The organism is Microbispora bryophytorum (genome assembly GCF_043197435.1).
GTDB lineage: Bacteria > Actinomycetota > Actinomycetes > Streptosporangiales > Streptosporangiaceae > Microbispora > Microbispora bryophytorum.
The window spans coordinates 585907-611343 of the sequence record NZ_JBICTF010000003.1 but is presented as its reverse complement, the minus strand read 5'-3'; the positions used below and the strand labels follow the sequence as shown (position 1 = coordinate 611343).

23 protein-coding genes are annotated in these 25437 nt (G+C 71.7%); 11 read left to right on the top strand and 12 right to left on the bottom strand.

The features are described 5' to 3' along the window. Positions 1–81 precede the first annotated feature (81 nt). Positions 82–525: a fumarylacetoacetate hydrolase family protein gene (locus ACGFIB_RS12110; protein ID WP_393370981.1), complete on the bottom strand. Its 444-nt coding sequence runs from the start codon at positions 523–525 to the stop codon at positions 82–84. Between the two features lie 217 nt (positions 526–742). After that, the gene (locus ACGFIB_RS12105; RefSeq protein WP_393370978.1) at positions 743–1879 is read right to left on the bottom strand and encodes a glycoside hydrolase family 11 protein; all 1137 of its coding nucleotides are present in this window, start codon (positions 1877–1879) and stop codon (positions 743–745) included. Positions 1880–2262: 383 nt separating this feature from the next. Between ACGFIB_RS12105 and ACGFIB_RS12100 the strand changes: the two genes are divergently transcribed. Together ACGFIB_RS12100 and ACGFIB_RS12095 are read left to right on the top strand one after the other, a co-directional pair. Further along, a complete protein-coding gene (locus tag ACGFIB_RS12100; protein WP_393370974.1) occupies positions 2263–5253 on the top strand; it encodes a helix-turn-helix transcriptional regulator in 2991 nt (996 codons plus the stop codon). A 38-nt stretch (positions 5254–5291) separates the two neighbouring features. Next, entirely contained in the window at positions 5292–6797 is a 1506-nt protein-coding gene (locus tag ACGFIB_RS12095) for an aldehyde dehydrogenase family protein (RefSeq protein ID WP_393370971.1), read from the top strand. Positions 6798–6958: 161 nt separating this feature from the next. Here the strand turns inward: ACGFIB_RS12095 and ACGFIB_RS12090 are convergent, their stop codons facing one another. The 3 genes from ACGFIB_RS12090 to ACGFIB_RS12080 all read right to left on the bottom strand — a co-directional run bounded on the left by ACGFIB_RS12090 (position 6959) and on the right by ACGFIB_RS12080 (position 11775). Next, on the bottom strand, positions 6959–7750 hold the full coding sequence (locus ACGFIB_RS12090) for a ThuA domain-containing protein (RefSeq protein WP_393370968.1): 792 nt from the start codon (positions 7748–7750) through the stop codon (positions 6959–6961). Between the two features lie 358 nt (positions 7751–8108). Beyond that, on the bottom strand, positions 8109–11090 hold the full coding sequence (locus ACGFIB_RS12085; RefSeq protein ID WP_357256746.1) for an AAA family ATPase: 2982 nt from the start codon (positions 11088–11090) through the stop codon (positions 8109–8111). 13 nt (positions 11091–11103) lie between these two features. Continuing rightward, positions 11104–11775, bottom strand: a complete 672-nt coding sequence (locus ACGFIB_RS12080) for a hypothetical protein (RefSeq protein WP_142570110.1) — start codon at positions 11773–11775, stop codon at positions 11104–11106. Between the two features lie 810 nt (positions 11776–12585). On the opposite strand from ACGFIB_RS12080, the gene ACGFIB_RS12075 reads away from it, so the two are divergent. Next, the gene (locus ACGFIB_RS12075; RefSeq protein ID WP_357242836.1) at positions 12586–12912 is read left to right on the top strand and encodes a carboxymuconolactone decarboxylase family protein; all 327 of its coding nucleotides are present in this window, start codon (positions 12586–12588) and stop codon (positions 12910–12912) included. A gap of 51 nt (positions 12913–12963) precedes the next feature. Continuing rightward, a complete protein-coding gene (locus ACGFIB_RS12070) occupies positions 12964–13713 on the top strand; it encodes an SDR family NAD(P)-dependent oxidoreductase (protein ID WP_142570106.1) in 750 nt (249 codons plus the stop codon). A gap of 1 nt (position 13714) precedes the next feature. On the opposite strand, the gene ACGFIB_RS12065 is transcribed toward ACGFIB_RS12070, so the two are convergent. Next, a complete protein-coding gene (locus ACGFIB_RS12065; RefSeq protein ID WP_393370963.1) occupies positions 13715–14935 on the bottom strand; it encodes a nucleotide sugar dehydrogenase in 1221 nt (406 codons plus the stop codon). A gap of 165 nt (positions 14936–15100) precedes the next feature. Here ACGFIB_RS12065 and ACGFIB_RS12060 point away from each other — a divergent pair, with 165 nt between their 5' ends. Further along, entirely contained in the window at positions 15101–16270 is a 1170-nt protein-coding gene (locus ACGFIB_RS12060) for a glycosyltransferase (protein ID WP_142570102.1), read from the top strand. Then, positions 16267–17355: an MraY family glycosyltransferase gene (locus tag ACGFIB_RS12055; protein WP_393370959.1), complete on the top strand. Its 1089-nt coding sequence runs from the start codon at positions 16267–16269 to the stop codon at positions 17353–17355. The genes ACGFIB_RS12060 and ACGFIB_RS12055 overlap by 4 nt, the downstream gene beginning before the upstream one ends. Before the next feature lie 6 nt (positions 17356–17361). Here the strand turns inward: ACGFIB_RS12055 and ACGFIB_RS12050 are convergent, their stop codons facing one another. Then, on the bottom strand, positions 17362–18582 hold the full coding sequence (locus ACGFIB_RS12050) for an ABC transporter ATP-binding protein (RefSeq protein ID WP_142570098.1): 1221 nt from the start codon (positions 18580–18582) through the stop codon (positions 17362–17364). A 126-nt stretch (positions 18583–18708) separates the two neighbouring features. On the opposite strand from ACGFIB_RS12050, the gene ACGFIB_RS12045 reads away from it, so the two are divergent. Continuing rightward, complete coding sequence (locus ACGFIB_RS12045) at positions 18709–19713, top strand: LacI family DNA-binding transcriptional regulator (protein WP_142570095.1); 1005 nt, start codon at positions 18709–18711, stop codon at positions 19711–19713. Here ACGFIB_RS12045 and ACGFIB_RS12040 read toward each other — a convergent pair. Continuing rightward, positions 19703–20191 carry a glutathione peroxidase gene (locus ACGFIB_RS12040; protein ID WP_142570094.1) on the bottom strand — a complete coding sequence of 163 codons (489 nt, stop codon included), beginning with the start codon at positions 20189–20191 and terminating at the stop codon, positions 19703–19705. The two genes, ACGFIB_RS12045 and ACGFIB_RS12040, sit on opposite strands and share 11 nt — an antisense overlap. Positions 20192–20504: 313 nt before the next feature. Between ACGFIB_RS12040 and ACGFIB_RS12035 the strand changes: the two genes are divergently transcribed. The 3 genes from ACGFIB_RS12035 (at position 20505) to ACGFIB_RS12025 (ending at position 22672) form a co-directional block, all read left to right on the top strand. Next, positions 20505–21020: an aggregation-promoting factor C-terminal-like domain-containing protein gene (locus tag ACGFIB_RS12035; protein ID WP_191052280.1), complete on the top strand. Its 516-nt coding sequence runs from the start codon at positions 20505–20507 to the stop codon at positions 21018–21020. A gap of 135 nt (positions 21021–21155) precedes the next feature. Continuing rightward, the gene (locus ACGFIB_RS12030; protein WP_393370955.1) at positions 21156–21719 is read left to right on the top strand and encodes a hypothetical protein; all 564 of its coding nucleotides are present in this window, start codon (positions 21156–21158) and stop codon (positions 21717–21719) included. Then, entirely contained in the window at positions 21719–22672 is a 954-nt protein-coding gene (locus ACGFIB_RS12025) for a hypothetical protein (RefSeq protein ID WP_393370952.1), read from the top strand. Before ACGFIB_RS12030 ends, ACGFIB_RS12025 begins: the two co-directional genes overlap by 1 nt. Before the next feature lie 115 nt (positions 22673–22787). On the opposite strand, the gene ACGFIB_RS12020 is transcribed toward ACGFIB_RS12025, so the two are convergent. From ACGFIB_RS12020 to ACGFIB_RS12005, 4 genes are all read right to left on the bottom strand, one after another. After that, on the bottom strand, positions 22788–23114 hold the full coding sequence (locus tag ACGFIB_RS12020; RefSeq protein WP_393370949.1) for a DUF202 domain-containing protein: 327 nt from the start codon (positions 23112–23114) through the stop codon (positions 22788–22790). Positions 23115–23121: 7 nt separating this feature from the next. Beyond that, positions 23122–23457: a YidH family protein gene (locus tag ACGFIB_RS12015; RefSeq protein ID WP_393370946.1), complete on the bottom strand. Its 336-nt coding sequence runs from the start codon at positions 23455–23457 to the stop codon at positions 23122–23124. Positions 23458–23631: 174 nt separating this feature from the next. Beyond that, positions 23632–23997: a hypothetical protein gene (locus tag ACGFIB_RS12010; RefSeq protein WP_357256754.1), complete on the bottom strand. Its 366-nt coding sequence runs from the start codon at positions 23995–23997 to the stop codon at positions 23632–23634. A gap of 202 nt (positions 23998–24199) precedes the next feature. After that, positions 24200–24916: a ferritin family protein gene (locus ACGFIB_RS12005; protein WP_191052283.1), complete on the bottom strand. Its 717-nt coding sequence runs from the start codon at positions 24914–24916 to the stop codon at positions 24200–24202. A gap of 237 nt (positions 24917–25153) precedes the next feature. On the opposite strand from ACGFIB_RS12005, the gene ACGFIB_RS12000 reads away from it, so the two are divergent. Beyond that, the gene (locus ACGFIB_RS12000) at positions 25154–25414 is read left to right on the top strand and encodes a ubiquitin carboxyl-terminal hydrolase 14 (RefSeq protein WP_142570083.1); all 261 of its coding nucleotides are present in this window, start codon (positions 25154–25156) and stop codon (positions 25412–25414) included. Positions 25415–25437: the final 23 nt, after the last annotated feature.

Sequence of the window (25437 nt, the reverse complement as noted above, 5' to 3'; positions counted from 1 at the left end):
CGCTGCCGGGCGGTGAGCCGACCCTGCCGAACTACGTCGCCGCCATGGTGATCGCAACGCCGAGCCGGCGGGCTCTCGGGCTCAGGGGCCGATGTCGGTGACCACGCCCACGGGGGTGACGAGTCGGCCCAGGCCGTCGATCTCGATGCGCACCTCGTCGCCCGGCCTCAGCGTGAAGTCCGACTCGGGCACGAGGCAGGTGCCGGTGGCCAGGACCACCCCGTACGGGTAGCGGTCGGCGCGCAGGAGGTGTTCGAGGAGGTCGTCGATGCGCCGGTGGAGCAGGCCGGTGCTCGCCGAGCCCGTCCACATCTCCCGGGAGCCGCGTGCGATGCCGAGACGGATGCCGAGGGCGTAGGGGTCCGGCATCTCCCAGGCGGGGCGGATGCCCGGCCCCAGCGCGGTTCCGCCGAGGTAGACCTTCGCCGGCGGGAGGCACAGCGGATTCTCGCCCTCGATGGAACGGGAGCTCACGTCGTCGCAGATGGCGTAACCGGCGATCTCCCCGTTGGCGCAGACGGCCACGAGTGTTTCTCAACGGCAATTGCCGCGCGCATCGTGGGATGAGCCCGGCCCGGCACGGGAAGGCCCCGCTCCCGCGCGGGCGGTTCCCACAGCCCTTCACCGAGATCGGCACGGGAAGGCCCGTCGGGGAAATGCTCCGGTGCGGCGGATGCCGCCGCACCGGAGCCCCCCTCACCAGAAGGAAAGAATCAGCAGACGGGGACGGTGGCCCCGGGCGTCAGCTCCGCGTCCACTTCTGGTTGTTGCCGCCCCAGCAGGAGTACAGCTGGAGCTGGGTGCCGTTGCTCGTGCCCTGTCCGGCAGCGTCCAGGCACAGGTTCGACTGAACGCCGGTGATGGTGCCGTCGGAGTTGAGGCGCCACTTCTGGTTGTCGCCACCCCAGCAGCTGTAGATCTGGACCTTGGCGCCGTTTCCGGTGCCCGCGGCGTCCAGACACTTGTTGCCGTAGACCCGCAGCTCCTGGGAGGAGGTGTAGTTCCACTGCTGGTTGCTCTGACCGTTGCAGTCGTACAGCTGCACCTGGGTGCCGTCGGAGGTGCTGGAGTTGGGCACGTCGACGCACCGGCCGGAGGCGACACTCTTGATCGGCCCGCCACCGCCGCTCGGGGGCGGCGTGGAGCCGCCACCGCCGCCACCGCCGCCGCCACCACCGCCACCGTCGGAGGAGCCGCCGATGGTGATGTTGGAGTTACCGCTGCTCTGGTAGCCCTCGGTGGCGAGGATCTGGTAGTCGTGGTTGCCCAGCGACATGCCGGCGCGGGCCCAGGCGTCGAAGTGGTTGCCGACGGTGATGCTTCCGCCGGTCTTCTTCTGCTGGCGGACGCTCCAGTACTGGTTGAAGGTCTGGTTGCCGTCGATGGACGGCGCGTTGTAGCGGGTGGTCTGGTAGATGTCGTAGGTGCCGCCGTCGGAGGTCACGGTGCCCTTGAAGGTGCCGGTAGGCCGGTAGGTGCCCCAGTTGTCGACGATGTAGTACTCCACCAGCGGGCTCCGCGTCCAGCCGTAGACGGCCAGGTAGGCGTTGCCGGAGGGGTTGAAGCTGCCGGAGTAGTTGATGGTCCTGCGCCCGCCGGGCTTCCAGCCCTTACCGGCGACGAAGTTGCCGGTGTTGCGCCAGGAGGTGCTGTAGTTTCCGCCGGACCCCAACTCCATGGAGACCGTGCCCTGGCTGTCGGTCCAGAACGAGAAGAAGTAGCCGTTGTTGGTGCCGGTCTGGTTCGTGGTGACCGCCGCGTTGGCGACGCCGGGCAGCATCGCCACGGCCGCGGCCAGCGCCACGGCGCAGACGCGGGCGATGAACAGCCTGACGCGACCGCGTCTGCGGCCCGGCCAGTGAGTGGGGGCGTCGAGCATGCGCGCTTCCTCCTCGTGAGGGCTGACGGGGGACAAGCACCGTGGGCGGGGGAAGCCGGGGCCACCTCGCCGTCGTCACGACGCCGAAAGTATCGGCGTATTGGCGAAAGTATCGGGCGACCTCGCCGAGTCGTCAACGGCACCCGAAATGATTCCGAAAAGTGCCCTTCATCCGGCATTGCACGACGAGAAGCATTCAGCCTGGTGGATAGGCACGGCGATGCGCTCGAACCGCCCCTGACCGGTTCGGCGGACGCTGAAAAGTTCACGGGCTTGCGGATTACGCTTCGAGGCCCGCCGCGGCGGCGGGCGCACGCGCGGGAGCGGTTCTGTCGGGGTCGCGTGTCATACTCACCTGCGTGGTTGCGCGTACGCCGCAAAGGGTGCTGATCGGGCGTTCCGCGGAGCTCGATCGGCTCGTCGGCGTGCTGGACGCCGCCGCGGCCGGGCTCGCGGGGGTCGCCCTGGTGGGCGGCGACGCGGGGATCGGCAAGACCCGGCTCGTGACCGAGCTGTGCGACCTCGCGCAGCGGCGCGGCTTCGTGACACTCACCGGCCAGTGCGCCGAGCTCGGTGACGCCCTTCCTTATCTGCCGCTCGCGGACGCCCTGCGCGGCGCCGCCGCCGATGCCGGCGGGCCGGTCGGTCCGGCCGTCACGGCCCGTCCCGCGCTGCGGCGGCTGCTGCCCGGCGACGAGACGGGCCCTACGGAGGGGACCACCGGGGGGCTCGCCCAGCAGCGCCTGTTCGGGTCGGTGCTCGACATGCTGTCGGAGGTGGCCGGGCGACAGCCGGTCCTGTTCGTGTTCGAGGACCTGCACTGGGCCGACCGCTCGACCCGGGACCTGCTCGTCTTCCTCACCCGCATGCTGCAGCGCGAGCGGGTCTGCCTCGTCGGCACCTACCGCACGGACGACCTCCACCGCCGCCACCCGCTGCGTCCGGTCCTGGCCGAGCTGCGGCGGCTGCCGCTGGTCACCTCCGTCGAGGTGCCCCCGCTCGGCGACGACGACATGGCCGAGTATCTCGCCGTCCTCGACCAGTACGGCGAGGGCCCCGCGGAACCGGTGGCGGGACGCGGCCTGACGACCGTGATCGAGCGCGCCGGGGGCAACCCGTTCTTCGCCGAGGAGCTCCTGGCGGCCGGCGCCGAACGGGCGCGGCTGCCCGGAACGCTGGCCGACCTGCTGCTCGCCCGGGTGGAAACCCTGCCGGAGACCGCCCGGCAGGTGCTGCGGGTCGCCGCCGTGGCCGGCCGCCGGGTCGGCCACGACCTGCTGCGCGACGCGACCGGGCTCGGCGACCTGCCGCTGGAGGACGCGCTGCGCGAGATCGTCTCCCAGCGGCTGCTCACGGCGGGCAGCGACGGTTACACGTTCCGGCACGCGCTCCTCCAGGAGGCCGTCTACGACGACCTGCTGCCGGGCGAGCGGACCCGCCTGCACACCGCGTTCGCCGCGCTGCTCGCCGAACGCCGCGGCTCCCCCGCCGAGCTGGCCCATCACCATCTCGCCGGGCACGACCTCCCGGGCGCGCTGCGGGCGTCGGTGGAGGCCGGACGGCTGGCCGCCGGGCTCGGCGCGCCGGCGGAGGCGCACCGGCACTTCGAGCGCGCGCTGGAGGTCTGGAACCAGGTGCCGGACGCCGAACGGCTGGCCGGGGAGAACCGGGCGAGGATCGCGCTGGCCAGCGCCGCGGCGGCGGCCGCGGCCGGCGACTACCACCGGGCGGCGGAGCAGGTGCGGCGGATCCGCCGCGAGGCGAGCGACCCGGCCCTGATCGCGGAGACCGGCGAACGGCTGTCCTACTATCTGGCGGACGCGGGCGGCGACGAGGCCGAGGCGGTCGCGTCCGCCCGCGAGGCGGTGGACGCGGCACCGCACAGCCCGCTGCTGGCCAGGGCCCTGGCCACCTACGCCCGCGCAATCTTCCGGCAGTACCACGAGGAGGAGGCGGCGGCGACGGCGTCCAGGGCGCTGGAGGTCGCGGAGGCGACCGGCGCCCGCGACGCGGAGGCCAGCGCCCTCGTCTCGCTCGCCCTGATCGAGGAGGAGTTCGGGAGCAGCGTCGAGCACGCCGTCGACCTGCTCACGCGCGCCACCCGCCGCGCCTCGGGCGACCTGTCCATCGACCTGCGGGCACGCTTCAACCTCGCCCGTATCCAGTACGAGAACGGCGCCCTCGCGGTGGCCGCCCGCATCACCGAGGACGGCGTACGGCTGGCCGGGGAGACCGGGCTCACCTGGAGCACGTTCGGCACCGACCTGCGCTTCCTGCACTACCTGGTGCACTACGCCGACGGCGACTGGGACGCCGCCGAGCGGCTGGCGGGAGGGTTCGGCGTCCGCGTCGGCACCAGGGCCGAGGCGCAACTGTCGTCGTTCGCCCTCTTCGTCGAGGTGGGCCGGGGGCGCCCGGTGGCCGACGAGCGGCTGCGGTGGCTGTCCCGTTTCTGGTCGGACGAGCTGATCGGCTACATGGCGCGCGGCATGGCGGCCGAGCAGGCGCTGTGGCGCGGCGACCCGCTCACCGCACTCGACCACGTCGACGCGGTCGTCGCGGCGCTGGAGCCATTCGATCCCAGTGTGATCCGCATCGCGGCCACCGGCCTGTGGGCGCTGGCCGACCTCGGCCGGACCGGCGAGCCCTGCGACGACCTGCTACGCCGGGCGCGGTGGGCGGCGGAGAACGGGCCGAACGGCCCTCGGGGCCGGCTGGGGCCGGAGGGAATGGCCTGGCTGGCCCGGGCCGAGGCCGAGTGGCACCGCGCGCACGGCACGGAGGATCCGCAGGTCTGGCGGCGCGCGACCGCGGCGTTCGGCTTCGGCTTCCGCTACGAGGAGGCGCGGTCGCGGTGGCGCCTGGCCGAGAGCCTGCTGCGGACGGGTGACCGCGCGGCGGCCCGCGCCGAGTGGGAGCGCGCAGTGCACACAGCCGCCGCGCTGGGAGCCCGGCCCTTCCTCCAGACGCTCAGAGCGGTCGGAACGCGGGCCGGATTCCCCGACCCGACGGCGACCGTTCCCGCCGCCTCCCCCGCCGCCCACGCCGGAGACACCCACGCCGGTGACGCCCGCGCCGGCGACACGCACGCCGGAGACACGCGGGGCGGCGCCGCCGGTGAGCAGCCGGGAGCGGCACGGGAGCCGGCGCGGCTGTCCGCGCTCACCGCGCGCGAGCGGGAGGTGCTGGCGCACGTCGCGGGCGGCCTGGCCAACCGGGAGATCGGCGAGCGGCTGTTCATCTCGCAGAAGACGGTCAGCGTGCACGTCTCGAACATCCTGGCCAAGCTCGGCGTGACCAGCCGCACCCAGGCCGCCGCGGTGGCACTGCAGGAGGGCCTGTCGCCGGGCGCCGCGGACGGAAATACTGTGTAATCGAGGCTTGGAACCAGCAACAATTCCGGAGGTCAGCGGTGGCTCTGCAGATCGTTTCCGTCGTCGCGGGTGAGGAGCTGCCTTCGGGCACGCCGTACAAGTCCGTGAACCCGGCGCGACCCGCGCAGACGGTGGCGACGGTCCTGCTCGCCGGCGCGGACGACTTCGCCGGCGCCTGCCGCGCCGCGGCGGCGGCCCAGCGGGAGTGGGCGCGTGTCCCCGCGCCGGTGCGCGGACGGGTGATCGCCTCGATCGGCCGCCTGGTCGAGGCCAACACCGAGGCGCTGGCCCGGCTGGTGACCGAGGAGATCGGCAAGCCGTACGCCGAGGCGCTGGGCGAGGTCCGCGAGATCGTGGACACCTGCGACTTCTTCCTCGGCGAGGGCCGCCGCCTCTACGGGCAGACGGTGCCGTCGGAGATGCCGGACAAGAGCCTGTTCACCTTCCGTGTCCCGGTCGGCGTGGCGGCGGTCGTGACGGCGGGCAACTTCCCGGTGGCCGTCCCCTCGTGGTATCTGGTTCCGGCGCTGCTGTGCGGCAACGCGGTGGTGTGGAAGCCCGCCGAATACGCCGCGGCCTCCGCGCACGCGCTCTACCGGCTGTTCGCGGCGGCCGGACTGCCCGACGGCGTGCTCAACCTGGTCTTCGCCGACGGCGATCAGACGTACGCGGGTCTCGACCGCGCGCTCGGCGAGGGCACCGTGCACAAGGTCGGCTTCACCGGATCGAGCGCGGTCGGCCGGGCCGTCGGCGAGCTGTGCGGGCGGCACCTGCAGTCGCCCTGTCTGGAACTCGGCGGCAAGAACCCGATGGTCGTCATGCCGGACGCCGATCTCGACCTCGCCGCCGAGGGCGCCCTGTTCTCCGGCTTCGGCACCGCCGGTCAGCGGTGCACCTCCCTCGGCACGGTCATCGTCCACGAGGACGTCCACGACGAGTTCCTGCGCCGGTTCACCGAGGCGGTGCGTGACGCGAAGGTCGGCGACCCGAACGGCGACGTGCTGTACGGCCCGCTGCTCGACCACAAGTTCGCCGAGCGATACGAGGAGTATCTGGGCTGGATCCAGCCGCACCACACCGTGCTGCCGGGTCCGGCCGGGCGGATGGACGGCGAGGGCCTCTACTACCACCCCGTGGTGGTGGACGGCGTCCGCCCCGGCGACCGGCTGTTCCTGGAGGAGACGTTCGGCCCGATCGTGGGCGTGACGACGTTCTCCACCCTCGACGAGGCCATCGACCTGGCCAACCGGCCGGGGTACGGCCTGTCGTCGTCCATCTACACCACCGACCCGAAGGCGGTGTTCCGGTTTTGCGAGGGCGTGTCGGCCGGCATGGTCAGCGTCAACAACTCCACCTCCGGCGCGGAGGCCCACCTGCCGTTCGGCGGGAACGGCAAGTCGGGCAACGGCAGCAGGCAGAGCGGCATGTGGGTACTCGACCAGTTCACCCGCTGGCAGGCGATGAACTGGGACTACTCGGGCCGCCTGCAGAAGGCCCAGATGGACGTGACGGAGATCACGCCCGACCTGGGCTTCCGGCTCTGACCCGAGGACCGCTCGCCGCCCGGCGGCCCGCGGTCCTGAACGCGTGGGCGTGCCGTCCGGTGCGGGCACCGGACGGCGCGCTCGTCGTCCGCCTCGCTCGGGCGCCTCAGATGATCGGCATCCCGGCGCCCGTCACGCGATGGGGCGTTCCTCGCGAGCGGTCAGTCGCCGTCGGGGTCGCAGGGGAAGTTCGTCACACCAGCGGTCATCTTGATGCCGCCGAGCAGGTGCTTCAGGAACAGCGGGTCGCTGTAGGCCTCCTTGGTGTGGCCCATGCCCGTGTACCAGGCGCGCCCGCCGTCGTAGTTGTGGCACCAGGCGATGGGGTGGTCGCCCATGGCGCCGGAGCCGGGGTTGTAGGACGTCTCGTCGAGAGTGGCGAGCACGCGCACCCCGGCGTCGCGCGGGTTGGTGCGGTAGTTGTACCACTCGTCGAAACGGTTCCAGCGGTTCGGCAGCCCGCGGTTGGACGCCGCGCCCTGGCCGATCATCTTCACCGTGGCGTTCTGCTGTGCCGGGTGGTTGCGGAAGTAGGCGCCGACGAGGCCGCCGTACCAGGCCCAGTTGTAGCCCGAGTCTCCGGCGGCGTGAACGCCGGCGAAGCCTCCGCCGTTCTCGATGTAGCGCTCGAACGCCGCCTTCTGCTCGGGCTGACCGAGCGGGTCGCCCGTCGTGGACATGAAGACGACGGTCTGATACTTGGCCAGGTTCTCGTCGGTGAACTGGGCCGCGTCCTCCGTCACGTCGACCGCGAAGCCGTTCTCCTGGCCGAGCTTCTGGATCGCCGCCTCACCTGCGGGGATCGAGTCGTGCCGGAAGGCGGTGGTCTTGCCGAAGACGAGCACACGGAACGCGGAGTCGTCCGTGACGGCCGCCTGCGCGGCGGCGCCGGCGAACACCGGTGCGACGATCGCGGTCAGCGCCGACAGAGCGAGAAGTCGCTTACGTGACATGGTGACAGTCCTCCATCTAGTGCGCCCTGGACGCCGCGGCCCGCCCTTTCGGGTGGATCACGGGTCCGGTGACGAAGGCGGGGCCGTACGCCGGAAGGTGGCGACGGCCTCAAGTGGGCGCCAAGTTACCGTCTTTGATCACGATGGGGAAGAAGTTACGCCAAGGTTTCATCCACTTTCGTAGGCGGTAGGACAAAGTGGTGGTCGTGTCAGAAGTACCGGGGATAGTCCGTTCGCCCAGGTCCCAGCCTCGGCCGGAAGGACGCGTCAACGCCGGGCACGCACCGGCCGGCCCCACCACAGCACAACGCCGATCCCCGGCGGGCGCGGCCCACCGGGGATCGGATCACAGCATGCCTCAGGCCTCCGGGCCGCGCCTGCCCTCGTAGCCGAGCAGCCGCATGGCGACCTCGGGGTCCATGGCCGCCGCGAGCAACTGCGCTCGTTCGGCCGCCCGGTCTCTGGCCTCCTCGGCCCGCCGCCGCCCCGCCTGGTGGGAGCGGACCAGCAGGACCGCGACCGCGATGCCGCCGATCACCGCGACCAGCGCGACGGCCAGCAGCACGGCCGTGCCGGTGGGAACGCCTGCGACGGTGGCGGCTCCGGCGGCGGACGCGCCCCGCGGCGAGGCGAACAGCAGCACCCCCAGCAGTGTGAGCAGCACCACCGCCACGACGACCCCGACGACCGCCCACAGCGCGCCGTACGACGTGCGGCGCGGCGCGCCGGTCGGCTCCCCGAGCAGCGGGGCGGGGGAGACCGGGGCAGAGGTGCGGTTCCAGGGCACGAAGTCCGGCTCCGCCACGCCGGTCTGCACCGCCGGGACGCGCCCGTTGCCGCCGGTCAGGCCGTTCGGCGGCGGAGCGACCAGCACCGGCGCGGCGCCGCCCGGAGACGCCGCCACGACCGACGCCTCGATCACCCGCGTCCGGGGCAGCGGAAGCTCGACCGGCACCTCGCTGTGCGCCTTGTGGGCCGCCACCGCGGCCGTGTGGTACGCCTCGATCTCCTCGTAGAACTCGTCGGAGGTGTAGGCGCTGCCGTCGATCAGCGGGCCCATCCTGCCCTCGATGACCGCGACCACGTCGTCGCCGTTGAGGGTCTTGTGCTGTTCCAGCGCGTGCGCGACCGACAGCACCTCGCGGCGGTGCTCGCGCAGCAGCTCGGCCGTCCTCTCCAGCAGCCGGCTGAGGTTGAACTCGATCCGCTCGGGGAGCATGTCGGGCACCATCTCGTCGCGCCGGCTCGTGGGAGTGCCGGTGAAGCCGGTGCCACCGCCCCCCGGCTGCGGCTGGGCCGCCTTGCCCTCACGCAGGCCGAGCTCCTGCAACGCCGGCAGCGAGGCCACCCCGATGCCCATGCCCCAGTGGGCCTCCATCAGCCCGGTGATCGCCGTCGCGCTCTGCAGGTCGCCGGAGACGCCCGAGGAGTTGTCCTCACCGAAGAACATCCGCTCCCCCGCCAGCGAGGCGAGGGACACCATGATGTCGGCCTCGTACTCCGACTTCCACCGGGTGAACTGGTCCTCCGGTTTGATGCTGGCCACCATGCCGAGGTAGTCGGCGCCCTTCTCGATCGTCGCCAGGTCGATCTCCAGGTGGTGGCGGGTGCGGTAGGCGGCGACCGCGTGGCACGCCTCGTGCACCGCGACCGCGTGCCGCTCACGCTCGATGTACTCGACGTCCTCGGGCGGCCCGAGCTGCTTGAGCCGCTTGGCCCGCATCACGTCCGACCAGGTGATCGTCTCCCGGCCGTCCCGGATCGCGGTGATCAGCGACTCGTTGACCAGGTCCTTGATCGTCGCACCGGTGGCGTACGGCGTGATCGTGGCCAGCTTGTCGATCTGCTCGTCGCCGAGCTGGTGGCTGACCTTGTCGAAGTAGCCCTTGTACGTGCGGATCCGGCCCGCCTTGGAGGGATAGCCGACCTTGTAGATGCGGTCGATGCGGCCGGGCCGCAGCAGCGCCTCGTCCAGGGCCTCGGGCAGGTTCGTGGCCATCATGATGAGAATGCGGTATTTCGGCGGCGGCTTGGGCCGCATGCCGAGCAGCCTGCGCACGTAGCGGTTGACGAAGCCGCGCGGCTTCTTCAGTCCGGAGATCTCGGTGAGCAGCGCCTCCAGCGTGCCCATGCCGCCACCGCCGCCGCCCATGCCCCCGCCGTACATTATGCGGTTGACGAAGGCGCCGGTGCGCGGCATCCGCGGGGGCGCGGCCTCGGCGGCCGGGCCCGCGGCGTTACGGCCGAGCACGGTGCGGGTGTGCGGGTCGAGGTAGGCGAAACCGTTGCAGCCGGCCCCCTCGGAGGAAGCAGGGCCGAACGGCGCCGGCGCTGAACGGCCCCAGCCGCCGGGTCCGCCCTGCGCCAGCGCGCCGCGGTTGCCGAGCGAGTCGGCCTCGTCGAAGAACACGATGACGCCGCCGTAACGCAGGGCCAGCTTGCGCAGCTTGCGGAACAGCGACTTGACCTTCAGTACGCCGACGCCGAAGAACATGTTGATGAACGCGCCCGGGTCGACGAACACGTACGGCTTGCCGGTGGAGCCGGCGACCGCCTCGGCCATCAGCGTCTTGCCGGTGCCGGGCGGGCCCCACAGCAGGATGCCGCTGGGCACGTAGCCGCCCCTGGCCTCGATCTCGTCCGGCTTCTCCAGGAAGACGATGTTCTCTTTGACCCGCTCGACGACGTGGTCCTGGCCCCAGACGTCGGAAAAGCGCGTCTTGATGTCGTCGGGGTAGTAGACGTCGACGCCGCCGCGCGACAGGAACCAGAAGATCGCCACGAACTGCCCGACGGCGACCACCATGATCAGCATGAGCTGCAGGACCATGGGGAGGAAGCCCCACACGGTGGCGGGCACGCTGTAGAGCGCCTGGAGCGGCGAGACCTGCTGCACCTTGCCCAGCACCAGTGCGATGACCGCGATCCAGACGACCCACTTGACGGCCCGCGCGATGCGGTAGCGGTTCCAGTCGTTGAACCTGCGGTGGGTCCAGCGGTTCCAGCCGCCGAAGACGTTCTGCGTCCAGAAGCGGTGGTAGCCGGCCGAGCGCTCGCTGATCAGGAAGTGGATCTGCCGGACCAGCTCGACGCCCGCCAGCCACAGGACCCAGGACGCCTCCCTGACGGTCATCACGAAGGCGTCATAGAAGGAGATGATGCCCTCGTAGGTGGCGATGGTGTTCCAGAGCAGGACACCGAACGCGACGGCGAGCAGGATCAGGAACTTGGTCCGGTCCCACAGCGGCAGACGTTTCCTGGTGCGGGGGTCGCGGTCCACCGGACCCGACCCCGGCTCACGAAGCCCCTCGTGGTGCTTCGGTGGGAGGGCCGTGCTCATATGAGGGGCTCCTTCACGGGTTGATGAGGTGCTTGACCTTGAAGGACTTGACGACGGTGTCGATCTCCGCGGCCCGCTTCCGATAGCACGCAGGCGAGCAGCGGATCAGGAGCGTGGAGACCGTCGTCCCGTCGGCCGACAGGTAGACGGTCTTGTCGAACGTCTGCACCGGGCCGTCTCCGAGCCGGTAGTTGTAGACGCTGCGGACGCCCCGGACGCCGTCCGTGATGGGGAGCATCTCGTCGGCCAGCAACTCGAAGCCCGAAAAGCCGGTCGCCTCGATCGCCTTCTGCTGTTCTTTCGTCACCGGCACCGGGATCGGCTGGGACATGCGCAGAGCGTCGAGCGACACCGCGTTCTGGTCGTCCTCGCTGAGCTTTTGCACCTTCGCGAACGCGAACGGCTTGTCCTCGGCGCCGGCCGAACCCTGGATCAGGTGAACGAGGGACGGCTCGTCATAAGCGTCGAACGCCGCCGCCCACACCGCCTGCTTCGCGAGTTGCGCGGTGGTCGACTCGGCGTCACCGAAGACCACCTTGTCGAGCGCCTTCTGGTCGATCTGCCGCCATGACGCGGGAACCTTGAAGTAGGTGCCGCCCGAATCGTCGTGTACGTAGGTGTATTCAGGGCCGGCACAGCCGGACAGCACAGAGGCGGCCACCGCCGCCCCCACGACCGTTCCCACCACCCCGGTCCTTACCCGCGGTTTTTCCACCAGGGCCTATCCTCCGCTTTGCGGGTCTACGAGGTAGTAGTGCCCGTTTTTCAACCATCCTTCTCAACGGTAAGTCTGCGATGCGCCGGAAAACTAGACCGAATCTTTCTCGGATCTTGATTCCTCCTGTTATACGGAGGCCACTCGCATCACCGGCGCCGGGCGCACCCGGATCTCTTCCGGCCGCCGGCCCGCTCCTCCTCCTTCTTCTGTTCCTCGGCTCCGTGGGCGCCGTCGAGGACGCCCCGGGGACGCCCCGGGGACGGCCCGAGTACGCCTCCGGGACGCACGGACTGGACGGCAGACTCACCTCTGATCCCGATACCCAAAGGACGACCGGCGAAAGCGGGTTCCGGCACATCAAACGGCTGTCGCCCGCACTGGTGGCCTGTACACGTGACCCCGACGGCCGGGGCCCGAAATGCCGGTCCCGGCGACGTTCGCATTGTTGTTCGCCGCGTCCGGCGCGATATTCGGGACAGGGCTCCCCCGCTTCCGTCCGCACCCCGCTTCCGTCGTATGCGCTTCCGTCGTATGCGATTCCCTCCTGTGCGCTTGCGTCCAATGCCTCCTCCGGCTGTTCGAGCCGGCCGATCCCGTTCCTGCCGGCTCGCTCGCACCCCGATCGACGGCCCATGTCCTGCACCCGCGGCACCCGGGAAAGCCTGCATCGTGAGATCGGTCAGTGTCGGATGAGCAGATCATGTAACGCCTGACCGCCCCGAACACGACAACTTGATGCATGCCGTCAGGAATCACCGCGGGGAAGGGCAGGCGCACATGAAGCAGGTCTACGAAGAAGACAGCACCGGCGAGGGGCCGGACGGCTTCTTCGGGGTGACGGCGGAGCGCATGTTCTCCGAGGTGTGGTCCCGGCAGGTGCTCACGGTCAGGGAACGGCGGTTGCTGCTGCTCGGCCTGCTCGTCGGCCAGGACATGGACGAAATGCTCGAACTGCACCTCGGCACCGCCCTGCGCTCGGACGAGCTGACCCCGGCCGAACTACGCGAAACGGTCGTGTTCCTCACCCTGTACGCCGGGTGGCCCCGGGCGGCCCGGCTCAGCGCGAAGGTGGAGGAGCTGATCAGCCGCACCGCCGAGGTGTGACCGCCGCCACGGGCCGGACGGGGGAATCCGTGCGGTGGGTACGCTGCCGTCATGCCCACCGCACTCATCACCGGCGCGACGGCCGGGATCGGCGCCGCCTTCGCACGCCGCCTGGCCACCGACGGGTTCTCCCTGGTCCTGGTGGCCCGCGACGAGGAGCGGCTCGCCGCCTCCGCCGAGGCCCTGCACAAGCGGTACGGCGTGCCGGTCGAGCCGCTGCACGCCGACCTGACCACCGAGGAGGGGATGGCGGCGGCCGAGGAGCGGCTGCGTTCCGGCATCGACCTGCTGGTCAACAACGCGGGGTTCGGGCACCACGGCGGCTTCCTCGACACCCCCGTGGAGGACGAGGTCCGGATGCTGCGGCTGCACTGCGAGGCGGTGCTGCGGCTGACCCGGGCGGCCCTGCCGTACATGATCTCCAAGAGGCGGGGCGGGGTGATCAACGTGGCGTCGGTCGCGGCGTTCCTCCCCGGCGGCACCTACAGCGCAACGAAGTCGTGGGTGGTCAACTACAGCGCCTCGGCGGCCAACATGGTCAACCGGGACGGCGTGCGGGTGATGGCGCTGTGCCCGGGGTTCGTGCGGACCGAGTTCCACGACCGGGCCAAGCTCGACATGTCCGGCCTGCCGCGCTTCGCCTGGCTGTCGGCCGACCGCGTCGCCGCCGACGCGATGCGCGACCTGGCCCGCGGGGCCTGGGTGAGCGTCCCTTCGGCCCGCTACAAGGCGGTCGCGGCGCTCGCCCGGCTCCTGCCGCTCAACCTGGTCGGCCGCGTGGCGCGGCTGCGCTACCGCTGACTCACAGCCGTTCGACGTTCGGGCCGCGGCAACGGCCCCGGGTGTCGAAGACGAACCGGCTGGCCCGCTGGACCAGGTCGTAGTCGTAGCAGTCCTGTCCGCCGAGCACGACGACCGCGTCGGCCCTGGCCATCTCGGCGGCGTCGGGCTCGACCATCTCGACACCGGCCGGTACGACGAAATCCTCGGCCTGCGGATCCGCGGCCCGCACCCGGGCTCCGAGCCGGCACAGCGTCTTGGCGACCTCGACCGGCGACAGCCCGAGCAGCAGGATCCTGCTGCCCCTGATCGAGCGGCACCTCCGGTTGAGCGCGAGGCCGAGCCGGTCGACCACGTGGGCGGGCATGTGCGCGTTGACGTCGTTGGCCGCCTCGATCAGCCGGAATCCCCGCCCGACGCCGCGCCGGATCCCCCACGGCAGGTACGCCACGTCGAGCGGCAGGCAGGAGTCCTCGATCGCGGGGCTGGGAGCCGCGGCGGCGTGCCCGAACGGTGTGGTGGAGGCGGCCTCGACCGCCTCCCACACGTCGACGCCGAGGTGCGCGGCGAAGATCGACAGCTCGTTGGCCAGGGCCGCGCCGACGTGCGCGCGGGCGCTTTCCAGCAGCGCGCACAACTCCGACACCCGGGGCGAGGAGACCGGGACGGTCTCCCGCACCAGCCTGCCGTAGAAGTCAGTCACCGCTCGCAGCGAGGCCGCGTCGACGCCCGAGACGACCTTGGGCGTGTTGCCGAGCCGCCAGCGCGGATTGCCCGGCTCGGCCCGGTGCGGGCTGTGACCGAGGTGGAAGTCGTCTCCGCTCAGTCCCGACCCCTGTTCGAGCAGCGGCCGTACGAACTCCTCGGTGGTGCCGGGATAAGCGGCGCCCTCCAGCACCACGGTCGCCCCCGGCCGCAGGAACGGGGCGATCCGCCCCGCGGCCGAGCCGAGCGGGCCGAGGTCGGGCGCGCCGTTCCGCATCCGTACGGGCGAGGTGAGCACGCAGACGTCGAACCCGGAGGCGTCGGCCGCGTCCGCGCTCGCCGCGTACCGGCCGGAGGCGTGCGCGGCGGCCAGCGCCCCCGCGCCGACGCCCTCGGCGCACGGCTCCCCCGCGTTCAGCCGCTTGACCCGCCACTCGTCCTCGTCGAGGCCGACGACGCGGAATCCCGCCTCCACGGCGCGCATCGCCAAGGGCAGCCCGGCCCGGCCCTGGCCCACGACCACCAGCTTCTCCGCCACGCTACGACTGTAGAAGCGACCCCGTCGCCGCCCCCGGGATTGGCGGACGGGACAGCTGTAAGGCTTGGGTACGGATTGGGAAAAGTCTCTTCCGGCGGCGTCCGGGCACCCCTTCGGCGGTGGGACCGCGGACTAGCTTCTCCACATGATCAGGGAGGAGCCAGCATGAAACCGGACGACCGGATTCGTGTCATGGAGATAATCGCCCGGATGAACGTGAGCGGTCCCGCCACCCAGGTCACCGGGTTGTGCGAGCGGCTCAGCCCGGTGGAGTTCGACCACCGCCTGTACACCGGATACGTCGACGGCGGCGAGGGCGACCACCTGCAGCTTCGGGACGTGACGATCCCGGTCCACCGGGTGCCGGGCCTCGGCCGCGCCATCAAGCCGGCCGACGACTATCGGGCCCTGTTCCGGCTGACGAACGCGATGCGGGAGTTCAGGCCGCACATCGTGCACACCAGGACCACCAAGGCGGGCGCGCTCGGCCGCCTCGCGGTACGGCTGTCGGGCCTCGGGGCCGCCCGGGTGCACAGCTACCACGGCCACCTCCTCGACGGGCAGCTCTCCCGCCTGCGGCGGACCGTCTACATCCGCACCGAGCGCCGGCTGGCGAGGATGACCGACCGCCTCGTCACGGTCGGCGCCCGGGTGCGCGACGACCTCCTCGCGGCCGGGATCGGCCGGCCCGAGCAGTACGTCGTCATCCCGCCGGGCGCCGGGCTCGCCCCCCTGCCCGAGCGTGGCCGGGCCCGCGCCGCGCTGGGCGTCCCGCTGGACGCGCCGGTCGTGGCGTACGTCGGCCGGCTGAAGAAGGCCAAACGGCCCGACCGGTTCGCGGAGGTCGCCAGGGCGGTCCTGGCCCGGCTGCCCGGCGCCCGGTTCCTCGTCTGCGGCAGCGGCGAGCTGAAGGAGGAGGTGGAACGGGCCGTCATGCCGATGTGGGACTCCTTCCGGCTGCTCGGCTGGCGGCGCGACGTCGAGACCGTGTACGCCGCGGCCGACGTGGTGCTGCTCACCTCCGACAGCGAGGGCACGCCGCTGGCGCTCGTGGAGGCCGGCATGGCGGGCCTGCCGGTGGTGGCCACGCGCGTCGGCAGCGTTCCCGAGGTCGTCATGGACCGCCGCACGGGGTTCCTGACCGAGCCCGACCCTGACGAGATGGCCGACCACGTCGTACGGCTGCTGGTGGACCCCGGCCTGGCGCGGCGAATGGGCGAGTCGGCCCGCGTATGGACCGCGCGGGCGTTCTGCGTGGACCGGCTGGTGGGCGACACCGAGGCCCTCTACCGGGCGTTGCGCGGCGCGACGCGATCGGAGGTGGGCAGCCGATGACGCCCCTTGCGGCGCTGGCGCCCGCGCTCGCGGGAGCCGTTGCCTGCCTGTTCGCCGCCGCCGGCCTGCGCCCGGTGCGGCGCACGGTCCCCTATCTGGGCGGGGTGACGCTTGCGGCGGCCACGGCGGGCGCCGCGGTGACGGGCACGATGGCGGCCGTGGGCCCGCTCGACCGGCGGGTGAGCGCGGTCCTGCTGGCCGCCGCTGCGGTGGCGCTGCTCGGGCTCATCGCGGACGTGGGCACGCTGCCGCTCGTCACGCGGCTCATCGTGGAGTCGGTGGCGGCGGGCGGGGTCGTGCTGTGCGGTGTGCAGGTGACGCTGACGGGCGACTGGCTCGACGGCCCGGTCAGCGTGATGTGGATCGTCGCGATGACCAACGCGTACGGGCTGCTCGACCGGCTCGGCGGCGCACTGGCCGCGGTCGCCGCCGTCACCGGCGCGTTCCTCGGCGGGACGGCGCTCGTGCTGGGCGATCCGTCCCTCGCGGTGCTCGCGGCCGCCCTGACCGGGGCGTGCCTCGGCGCCCTCCCCCACGGCAGTGCGCGGGGCAGGGTCCGGCTCGGGCCGTCCGCCTCGCTGTTCGCGGGGTTCGTCCTGACCTGCACGGCCGCCGGGCTGACAGCCGGACGGGGCACGGCCGTGGTCGCGTCCGGGCTGCTGTTGCCGGCCCTTTCGGCCATCGTGGGGGCCGGGGTGTACGCCGTCCGCCGGTCACGGCACGCGGACCGGCCTGCCGGGCCGGCGCGCAAGGCGTCGCCCGCGCTGTGCGGCGTCTCGGCCGGCACCGGAACGGCCGGGCTCGCGGTCGCACTGGGCTGGGTGCCCGCGAGCGCCATGGCGGCGGTCACCGCCGCGACCGCCGCCGCGCTGCTCTGCTACACACGCCTCCGGCACGGCTTCCGCTGTGCGCACCTCCGGCACGACTCCACCAACGCCCGCCTCCGGCACGACTCCATCTACGCGCGCCTGGTGGGGGCGTGGATGGCCGTGTGGATGCCGGCCGGCGACGATCGGTCGCGCGGGCGCGTGCCGCGCCCGCGCTCCGCCGGAACCCCCCCGCCGCCCGTAGTACGGCGGGGGTGACCCGGATCAGCGGCCGATGTTGGCCTCGTGGCCGATGGACAGGCCCGAGTCGACGTCGAAGAAGTGCAGGTTGTGCGTGTCGACGACGAGCTCGAGCTCCTGGCCGGGACGGACGTGGCTGCGGGCGTTGACACGCGCGGTCCACAGCGACTTGTCGCCGGTCAGCGGCAGCGTCGTCTCCTCGTCGTCTCCGTCGTGGGCGGCGGCGACGGTGTCCTTGTGCTCGACCGGCGGGGCGTCGATCGTGAACAGGACGTTGATCTCGGAGCCCAGCTCCTCGGTGACGTTGGCGCGGACCGGGACGCGCACCCACCCGGCGCTGTTGCCGCTGGCCGAACCGGCGTCCTCGAAGTCGGACGGCCGGATACCGAGAATGATCTTGCGGCCGATGTAACGGTCGAGGCCCGGCTTCTCGGCGAAGGTCGAGTCGGGAACGGGGAGGCGGTAGCCGGCGAAGGCCACGGCCGCGCCGCCGTTGTCGCGGACCAGCTCGGCGTAGGTGAAGTTCATGGCCGGGGAGCCCATGAAGCCGGCGACGAACAGGTTGACCGGGCTGTCGAACAGGTTCTGCGGGGTGTCCACCTGCTGGAGCACACCGTCGCGCAGGACGCAGACGCGGTCGCCGAGGGTCATGGCCTCGACCTGGTCGTGGGTGACGTACACGGTGGTGACGCCGAGGCGCTCGTGGAGCTGGTTCAGCGAGGCGCGCATGGAGACGCGGAGCTTGGCGTCCAGGTTGGACAGCGGCTCGTCCATGAGGAAGGCCTGGGGCTCGCGGACGATGGCGCGGCCCATCGCGACACGCTGGCGCTGACCACCGGACAGGGCGGCCGGCTTGCGCTTGAGGTACTGCTCCAGGCCGAGCATCCGAGCGGCGTCGTTGACGCGCTTCTGAATCTCCGGCTTGGACATCTTGCGCAGCTTGAGGCCGAAGGCGAGGTTCTCCTCGACCGTCATGTGCGGGTAGAGCGCGTAGTTCTGGAAGACCATCGCGATGTCGCGGTCCTTCGGGGGAAGGTGGTTCACAACACGGTCGCCGATGACGATCTCGCCGCCGCTGATGTCCTCCAGGCCGGCGATCATCCGCAGGGCGGTGGACTTGCCACAACCCGACGGGCCGACCAGCACCATGAACTCGCCGTCCTTGATCTCCAGGTTGAGGCCGTTGACGGCCTTCACCCCACCCGCGTAGATCTTGTCGACGTTGTTCAGAACGATAGAAGCCATGCCAGTCCTTCACGCTTCCGAGACAGCAAGAGAGAGTGGATACGTTTTCAAAACTGTCCCCCGAAATATCGCCTATTGTCAAGTTTTCGATGACACAGCCCATGGAACCATGATGGAATCGTTTCCATGAGCGGTCCATCGCAGGGGCGGATAACGATCAAGGAAGTGGCGGAGGCGGCCGGGGTCGGGGTGGCCACCGTGTCCCGGGTCCTGTCGGGCGGCTCGGCGAGCGCCGAGACCCGCGAGAAGGTTCTCGCCGCCGCGGCGCGGCTCGACTACCGGCCGAGCGCGCTGGGACGCAACCTGAGGCGCCGGCGGACGGGCGGCATCGGCCTGCTGGTCCCCGACATCACCGACAGCTTCTACGCGCGGCTGACCGACGGCGTGCTGTCGTGCGCCCGGTCGTACGGCGAGCCCGTCACGGTGGGGGTCACCGGCGACGACCCCGAGCGGGAGGCCGAGCTGATCGGCACGCTCATCGAGCAGAGCATGGACCGGGTGATCGCGGTGCCGTCCGGGGACGGCGAGATGTGGGCGCCCGCCCTGCGTGCGGGACTGAACGTCGTGTTCGCCGACCGGCGGGTGCGCACGGACGTGCCCAGCGTGGTGCCCGACGACCGGGCGGGGGTGCTGACGGCCGTGGAGTACCTGGCCGGGCTGGGCCACCGGAAGATCGCCTATATCGGCCGGCACGCGCAGTCACAGCGGGTGGCCGCGTTCAGGGCCGCGATCGCCTCACTGGGCCTGCCCGCCGACCGGGATCTGGTGGTGCACGCCCGGTCGAGCCGCGACTCCGCCTACGCCGCGGCCGCGGGCCTGCTGCAGCACCGGCCGGACGTCACCGCGGTGATCGCGGGCGGCAACGTGCTCGGGGAGGCGGCCGTGCTGGCCGCCCGCGAGCTGGACGTGCGCATCCCCAGGGACGTGTCGCTCATCATGTTCGACGACGTGCCCTGGGCCGAGCTGTGCTCCCCGCCGCTGACGGTGATCGCCCAGCCGGCCCAGGACATCGGCTATCGCGCCGCGGAGCTGGTGCTGCGGCACGGCAGGCGTCCTCCGGCCGTCACGCTGCCCACACAGCTCGTCGTACGGGCGAGCTGCGGGCCCAAGGTGTCATCGCCTAGGCGATGACCTTCTCGATCGCCTCGGCGATCTCCGGGGCCTCGGGGACGACGCGGGGCCGGAACCGGGCCACCACCTGGCCGTCGGCGGCGACCAGGAACTTCTCGAAGTTCCACTGGATGTCGCCCGCCTCGCCCTCCGTGTCGGGGACCTCGGTCAGCGCGGCGTAGAGAGGATGCCGCCCCGGGCCGTTGACCTCGGTCTTGTCCAGCAACGGGAAGTCCACGCCGTAGGTCGTGGAGCAGAATTCCTTGATCTCCTCAGCCGAGCCGGGCTCCTGGCCCATGAACTGGTTGCAGGGCACGCCGACGACGGTGAATCCGCGATCGGCGTACGCCCGCTGGAGCGCGACCAGGCCCTCGTACTGCGGGGTCAGCCCGCACCTGGACGCCACGTTGACCACCAGGGCGGCCCCGCCGCCGAGCAGGTCGCCGAGGGTCGTGCCCTCGCCGTCGATCGTGGTCACCGGAATATCGAGAACGCTCATGTCCGCACCCTAAACGAGGGTCCCGTCCGTTCTCGCCGCAGGGCGCGCCTTGCTCGGTAAGCCACGTCCCCGGGAACGGTAGGCGTTGGGGGTGGATCGGCAAAGAACCGTCCGCATCGTGCCGCGAATGCCGCCGGGCAGGCGGGCGGCCGTATTTCAATCCGCGTGAGGACCCGTCGCGGTGCCCGCCGGAAGTTCGTGGTGATCCGGTGCGGGCCGAGCGGACGCCGGCGCCCACGCCATGGGCGCGCGGCCGCGCGGCGGGCGCCATGCGCGCCCGCCTTCCGCACGCGACCCGACGACAAGGACCGATTTGGACAGCAGAAGCGTTCTACGCAACACAGTCGCCGCCGTCATCGCGGCCACCGTCGCCGGTGGCGGAAGCGGAGTGGCGTGGGCCGGCGAATGGGCCGGCGAGTGGGCTGCCGCGGAGCAGACCGGGGAGAGCGTGCGGCCCGTCACCCACGTCGGAGTGTGGACGACGCGGGTGACGGCGCGGCCGCCCCGGTTCCGCCAGGCGCCGGCGAAGACCCGCAGCAAGGCCTACGCCTTCCGGCTCGTCACCCGCCACACCTGGTCGGGTCAGCAGTTCCAGTGCTTGGACAGCCTCTGGACCAGGGAGAGCAACTGGGACCACCGGGCCTACAACCAGGGCTCGGGCGCCTACGGCATCCCGCAGGCGCTGCCCGGACGGAAGATGGGCTACGTCGCCGGCGACTGGCGGTTCAACCCGCAGACCCAGATCAGATGGGGGCTGCGATACATCAAGGGCCGATACGGATCGCCGTGCGGCGCCTGGGGCCACTTCCGGTCCCACAACTGGTACTGACCCGGGCGGAGGCGTCCGGCGGCCTGCCGCCGGACGCCTCCACGACCGGCCCGCGGCGGCGCGATGCTCGGCTCAGCTCGGCGATATTCGCGTTTTTGTCCCAGATTTTGGGCTTTGTTGCCATACTCCGTCTTCGTGACTGTGGAGTTGACGCGGAGTGGCCGCGGGTCTCGCCGGATCGTGGTCGTGGCGGTCGGCCTGGTCGTCTTCCTGATCGCGGGCGCCGGCGCTTACGCCGTCGCCCGCATCGATCGCGAGCAGGACACGAAATACTGCGGCCACGACTGCGTTCCCGGCCTCTCGATCGGCACCGTGGTCGAGGCGCTGCAGGGCCAGGGGCACACCTGCGCCGACAAGCGGCTGTTCTGGTCCTGTGAGCTGAGAATCGGCAGAGTGCGGTTCGAGGCGGACCTCTTCCGCGCCGGCAACGTGACGGACTTCTACGAATACATCAGCAAGGTCGAGGCCAGGATCATCAACCCGGACAGCACCACGGCGGCGGCCGGACTGGACTACATGTCGTGGTTCGCGATGCTGCCCCACCGTGACGATCCCTCGACGGTCAAGAAGGTCGGCGGCTGGCTGGCCGAGCAGATCGCCGGCGACGGGGACATCACCTACGTTCTCGATTGGGAGTACACGGTGGAGCGGAACGCGAACACCCGATCCATCGAGCTCACGATGAAGAGGAGACAGTGATGGCGGCTCCGCCCGGCTGGCCGTACTCTCCGGACGGCAGGTTCTGGTGGGACGGCGCCACCTGGCAGCCGGTGCAGGCGCCGCCGCCTCCCGGAACACCGGCCCAGCAGGGCTTCACCGTGCCGCCGCCTCCCGGACCGGCCACCCACGACCCCAGCGTGCCGCCCCCTCCGGGAACACCGGCCCAGCAGGGCCTCAACGTGCCGCCGCCTCCCTGGCCTGCGACCGGTCATCCGTCCGCGGCCTCGCCCTGGCCGCACACACCCGGGGCGCAGGCGGCTCAGCAGCATGCCGGCCTGCAGGCGCCCCCGTACGCGCCCCCCGGGACCGGGGCTCCCACTCCGGCCCCCTCCGGCGCCGGCCCTCGGCCCCGCCGGACGGGAACCGCGGTATTCGTGCTGGTCACGGCGGGCACGCTGATCGCGGCGCTGGCGCTTGGCGGGCTCGTCGGCGCAGCCGCCGGCCTGGCGACCACCGAACCGGTGACGGACGCCCCCGCGCCCTCGTTCCCTGGGAGGTTCCCCACGGGAAAGCAGCGGTACCTGCCCAAGGTGACGCTCAACATGGTCGCGGTGAACTGGCTGCAGGCGGCCAATTCCTGGAGATGCACGAGGTCCACGGCGTCCGACCCGCTGACCGGCGCCAAGATGGGGATGATCTGCCGGCCCGGCGACGCCACCAGGCTCCACATGTCCGTCTACATCTGGTACGACGGGCCGGACAAGGTGGTGTCCGTGAAAGCCCGCTGCGATCTCGGCGTCGGATCGAAGCCGTGCACGAGTCTCTTCTCGATGATGGCGGACACTCTGCTTTCTCCCGATCGGACCCTGCGCGGGCAGGCGGAGGCGTGGGCGGGGAAGAACGCGGACAAGGCGGCGGTGACGGCCGTCGGCGGCGTCCGGCTGGAGACCAGCGCCCGCCCGCACACGATGGAAGCCGTGCCGGCGATCTGAAAGATCCTTCCGGCCGCCACTCCCCTCGGCGACCTGCCGTTCCGCGTGACGGCGCGGAGGAGCGAGCGAGCCGCGCGGGAGCGACGTTCCTTCCGGCTCCGCCGGACTGGTGGGTTCATGCGGCCAGTGCGAGCACCGCGACCAGCGCCGCGGCGGCGACGGCCAGCGCGCCCGCCCAGGCGATGCGGGCGTCCAGCCGGTGAGCGAGCGGGCGCCCGTGCCGGAGCATCCGCCCCAGGGCGCGGTGCCGCCTCCCGGTGCGCAGCAGCAGGACCGCCCCGGCCAGCGCGGCCGCCGCGAAGGGGACGGCGAGGCCGGGCAGGTCGTGGCGGACCATGATCCCCGCCGCTCCGACACCCGAGCCCGCCATGGTCACGGCCGTGCGGACCCAGGCCATGCGGGTCCGCTCACTGTGCAGGCCCGGCCTCGTCTCGCGGCTCACGCGCCGCTCATCGTGCCAGGAGGATGAGGAGCAGGGCCAGGACGGCCACCCCGGCCACGCCGTACCCGAACAGGGGGGTCAGGGCCGGCGGCGGGAGCGCGCGGTCCTGCCGGAGCGCCCGGTCGATGTGCCGCCAGCGGGGATAGGCCGAGCCGGCCGCCACGGCGGACAGCAGCACGAGCACGACGGCGAGCAGCGTACGCACCCACGGCACGAAGACGTCCCCGGGGACGACCGCGATGGCGATGCCGCCCGCGCTCAGCGCGAGGGAGGTGCTGATCCAGGTGAGGAACGTACGCTCGTTGGCGAGGACGAAGCGAGGGTCGGGTTCGTTCTCTTCCACGGGAGAACGCTATTTGTGCCCCTTTTCCCAGGGATTTGCCGGGTTGCTCCTTAGCGTGGCGGTCACGCCGGCACTCGGCCCGGCCGGGAGGGGACAGGCACCCTCACGGACCACGCCCGAGCCGGCGCAGCGGGCGAATCGGCGCAGCGGGCGAATCGGCGCCGGCCCCCAGGGTCAGATGCAGGCCTGGCTGACCTCGCGCAGGTGGCTCGCGCCGTCGGTGGCGACCTTCTGCGCCGCGTCCACCGCCGCGTTGGCGTCCTTGACGTCGAGCTTCTGAAGGCTGTCGGCGAGCCCCTGGAGGGCGTCCCTGAGCGTGGTGTCGGCGGCCTTGTTCGCCATGTCCTCCAGATCGGCGGCGCCGTCCTCGATCTTCTTGCGCATGGCGGCGGGGTCGTCCACAACGTTGCCGATCCCGCTGATGGTCTGGCCGATGAGCCGCGTCGCCTCGGCGCACGTCTGCGCCTTGTCCGCGCTCGCGCAGCCGGAGGCGAGCAGGACGGCGGCCGCGCAGGCGGCGGCGGACGGGAGGAGTCGCATGCCGATCACCCTACCCAACCGCGGCCCGCTCGCCGCGGGACCGAAAGCGGGGAGCCCTTCGGGGGGGCCTCCGCACGCACCTCCCCCGGCACCGCCGCAGCCTCATGAGCTCATCACGGTCATGCCGCAGCGTGATGACCTGCATCACGGTCATATCGTCATCACGCCAATCACGGCGCCGTCACGGTGCCGTCACGCATCGTCACCGCGCCATGACCTCGGCGACAACGCCGCGGAAATATCCCGCGACCTCGCGGGCCAAGGCGGTCCTGGACACTCCGGCCCCGCGCAGGGCGTCGCCGTGATCGAGGGCGACCACAGCCAGCACGCCCGCCAGCAGCGCCCACCACAGGGCCGAGGCGATCGCCCGCGACAACCGGGAGGACCTCCGGAAGGACCACCGCAGCCGGTCACGGTGGAAGGGCACATGGCGCAGCTCGTCGGCGAGGATCCGGCCCGCGACCTCCGCCGCGAGCAGGTCCAGGACGCCGTCGCGCACGGCCCGGTAGTAGCCGAGCGCGACCACCTCGGCGAGCATCAGGACCATCAGCTCCGTGCGCAGTCCGAGGATCCGCCGCAGCCGGACGAAGACCGCGTCGGTCCAGTGGCCGCAGATCGTCGCCGCGCCCGCCGCCTCCAGGAGCCGGCCGAGCAGGCGGGCGTGCTCGCGCTCCTCGGCCACGAACAGGCGGACCGCCTCCGCATACACGGGGTCGCCCGCCCGGCGGGCCTTGTCCATGAGGTGGGCGCCGTCGCCGGCCTCCCCCACCTGGAACCGCTGGAGGCTCCGTACGAGGGCGGGCTCCAGCCGCGCTCCGGCGCTCCAGTCGGGGTCGCCCCAGGTGCTCCGCAGCAGCGCCGCGCCCTCGAAGTCGCGTAACCAGGCGGTGAAGTCGCCCGTGTCGACCGTCGTCGTCATGGCCCAGGAACCTACGGAAGCCGTGTGCAGATCCCGAGGGGGAGTTTGTGGAGGTTCGGCGTACACAGCGCAGGGGCACGGGGCCGGGGCGCGCGGGTACGGGGCGCGGGTACGGGGCGCGGGTACGGGGCGCGGGTACGGGGCGCGGGCCAGGGCGCGGGTACGCAGCACGGGGGCAGGGGCACGAGGGCATGGGGGCGCGGCGCGCACCCCGGCTCGCGCCGTAACATCTGCGACATGGGGAACTGCGAACACCTGCTCGTAGCGGCCGACGCTGAGCCGCTCACGCCCGAAGGCTGCCAGGAGTGCCTGGAGCACGGCATGCGATGGGTGCACCTCCGCAAATGCCAGGGGTGCGGCCACATCGGCTGCTGCGACTCCTCTCCCGGCAAGCACGCCACCGCCCACTACAAGGAGACCGGCCACCCGGTGATCCGCTCGTTCGAGCCGGGAGAGGACTGGCGCTGGTGCTTCGTCGACCAGCGCCTGGGCCAATAGACCGTCCATAGACCGTCCTCTGA

Excerpts from the sequence above, each read along its gene's own strand:
- ACGFIB_RS12105 (WP_393370978.1), bottom strand. The coding sequence starts at position 1,879 with ATGCTCGACGCCCCCACTCACTGGCCGGGCCGCAGACGCGGTCGCGTC.
- ACGFIB_RS12090 (WP_393370968.1), bottom strand. The coding sequence starts at position 7,750 with ATGTCACGTAAGCGACTTCTCGCTCTGTCGGCGCTGACCGCGATCGTC.
- ACGFIB_RS12085 (WP_357256746.1), bottom strand. The coding sequence starts at position 11,090 with ATGAGCACGGCCCTCCCACCGAAGCACCACGAGGGGCTTCGTGAGCCG.
- ACGFIB_RS12075 (WP_357242836.1), top strand. The coding sequence starts at position 12,586 with ATGAAGCAGGTCTACGAAGAAGACAGCACCGGCGAGGGGCCGGACGGC.
- ACGFIB_RS12070 (WP_142570106.1), top strand. The coding sequence starts at position 12,964 with ATGCCCACCGCACTCATCACCGGCGCGACGGCCGGGATCGGCGCCGCC.
- ACGFIB_RS12060 (WP_142570102.1), top strand. The coding sequence starts at position 15,101 with ATGAAACCGGACGACCGGATTCGTGTCATGGAGATAATCGCCCGGATG.
- ACGFIB_RS12055 (WP_393370959.1), top strand. The coding sequence starts at position 16,267 with ATGACGCCCCTTGCGGCGCTGGCGCCCGCGCTCGCGGGAGCCGTTGCC.
- ACGFIB_RS12050 (WP_142570098.1), bottom strand. The coding sequence starts at position 18,582 with ATGGCTTCTATCGTTCTGAACAACGTCGACAAGATCTACGCGGGTGGG.
- ACGFIB_RS12045 (WP_142570095.1), top strand. The coding sequence starts at position 18,709 with ATGAGCGGTCCATCGCAGGGGCGGATAACGATCAAGGAAGTGGCGGAG.
- ACGFIB_RS12040 (WP_142570094.1), bottom strand. The coding sequence starts at position 20,191 with ATGAGCGTTCTCGATATTCCGGTGACCACGATCGACGGCGAGGGCACG.
- ACGFIB_RS12025 (WP_393370952.1), top strand. The coding sequence starts at position 21,719 with ATGGCGGCTCCGCCCGGCTGGCCGTACTCTCCGGACGGCAGGTTCTGG.
- ACGFIB_RS12010 (WP_357256754.1), bottom strand. The coding sequence starts at position 23,997 with ATGCGACTCCTCCCGTCCGCCGCCGCCTGCGCGGCCGCCGTCCTGCTC.
- ACGFIB_RS12005 (WP_191052283.1), bottom strand. The coding sequence starts at position 24,916 with ATGACGACGACGGTCGACACGGGCGACTTCACCGCCTGGTTACGCGAC.
- ACGFIB_RS12000 (WP_142570083.1), top strand. The coding sequence starts at position 25,154 with ATGGGGAACTGCGAACACCTGCTCGTAGCGGCCGACGCTGAGCCGCTC.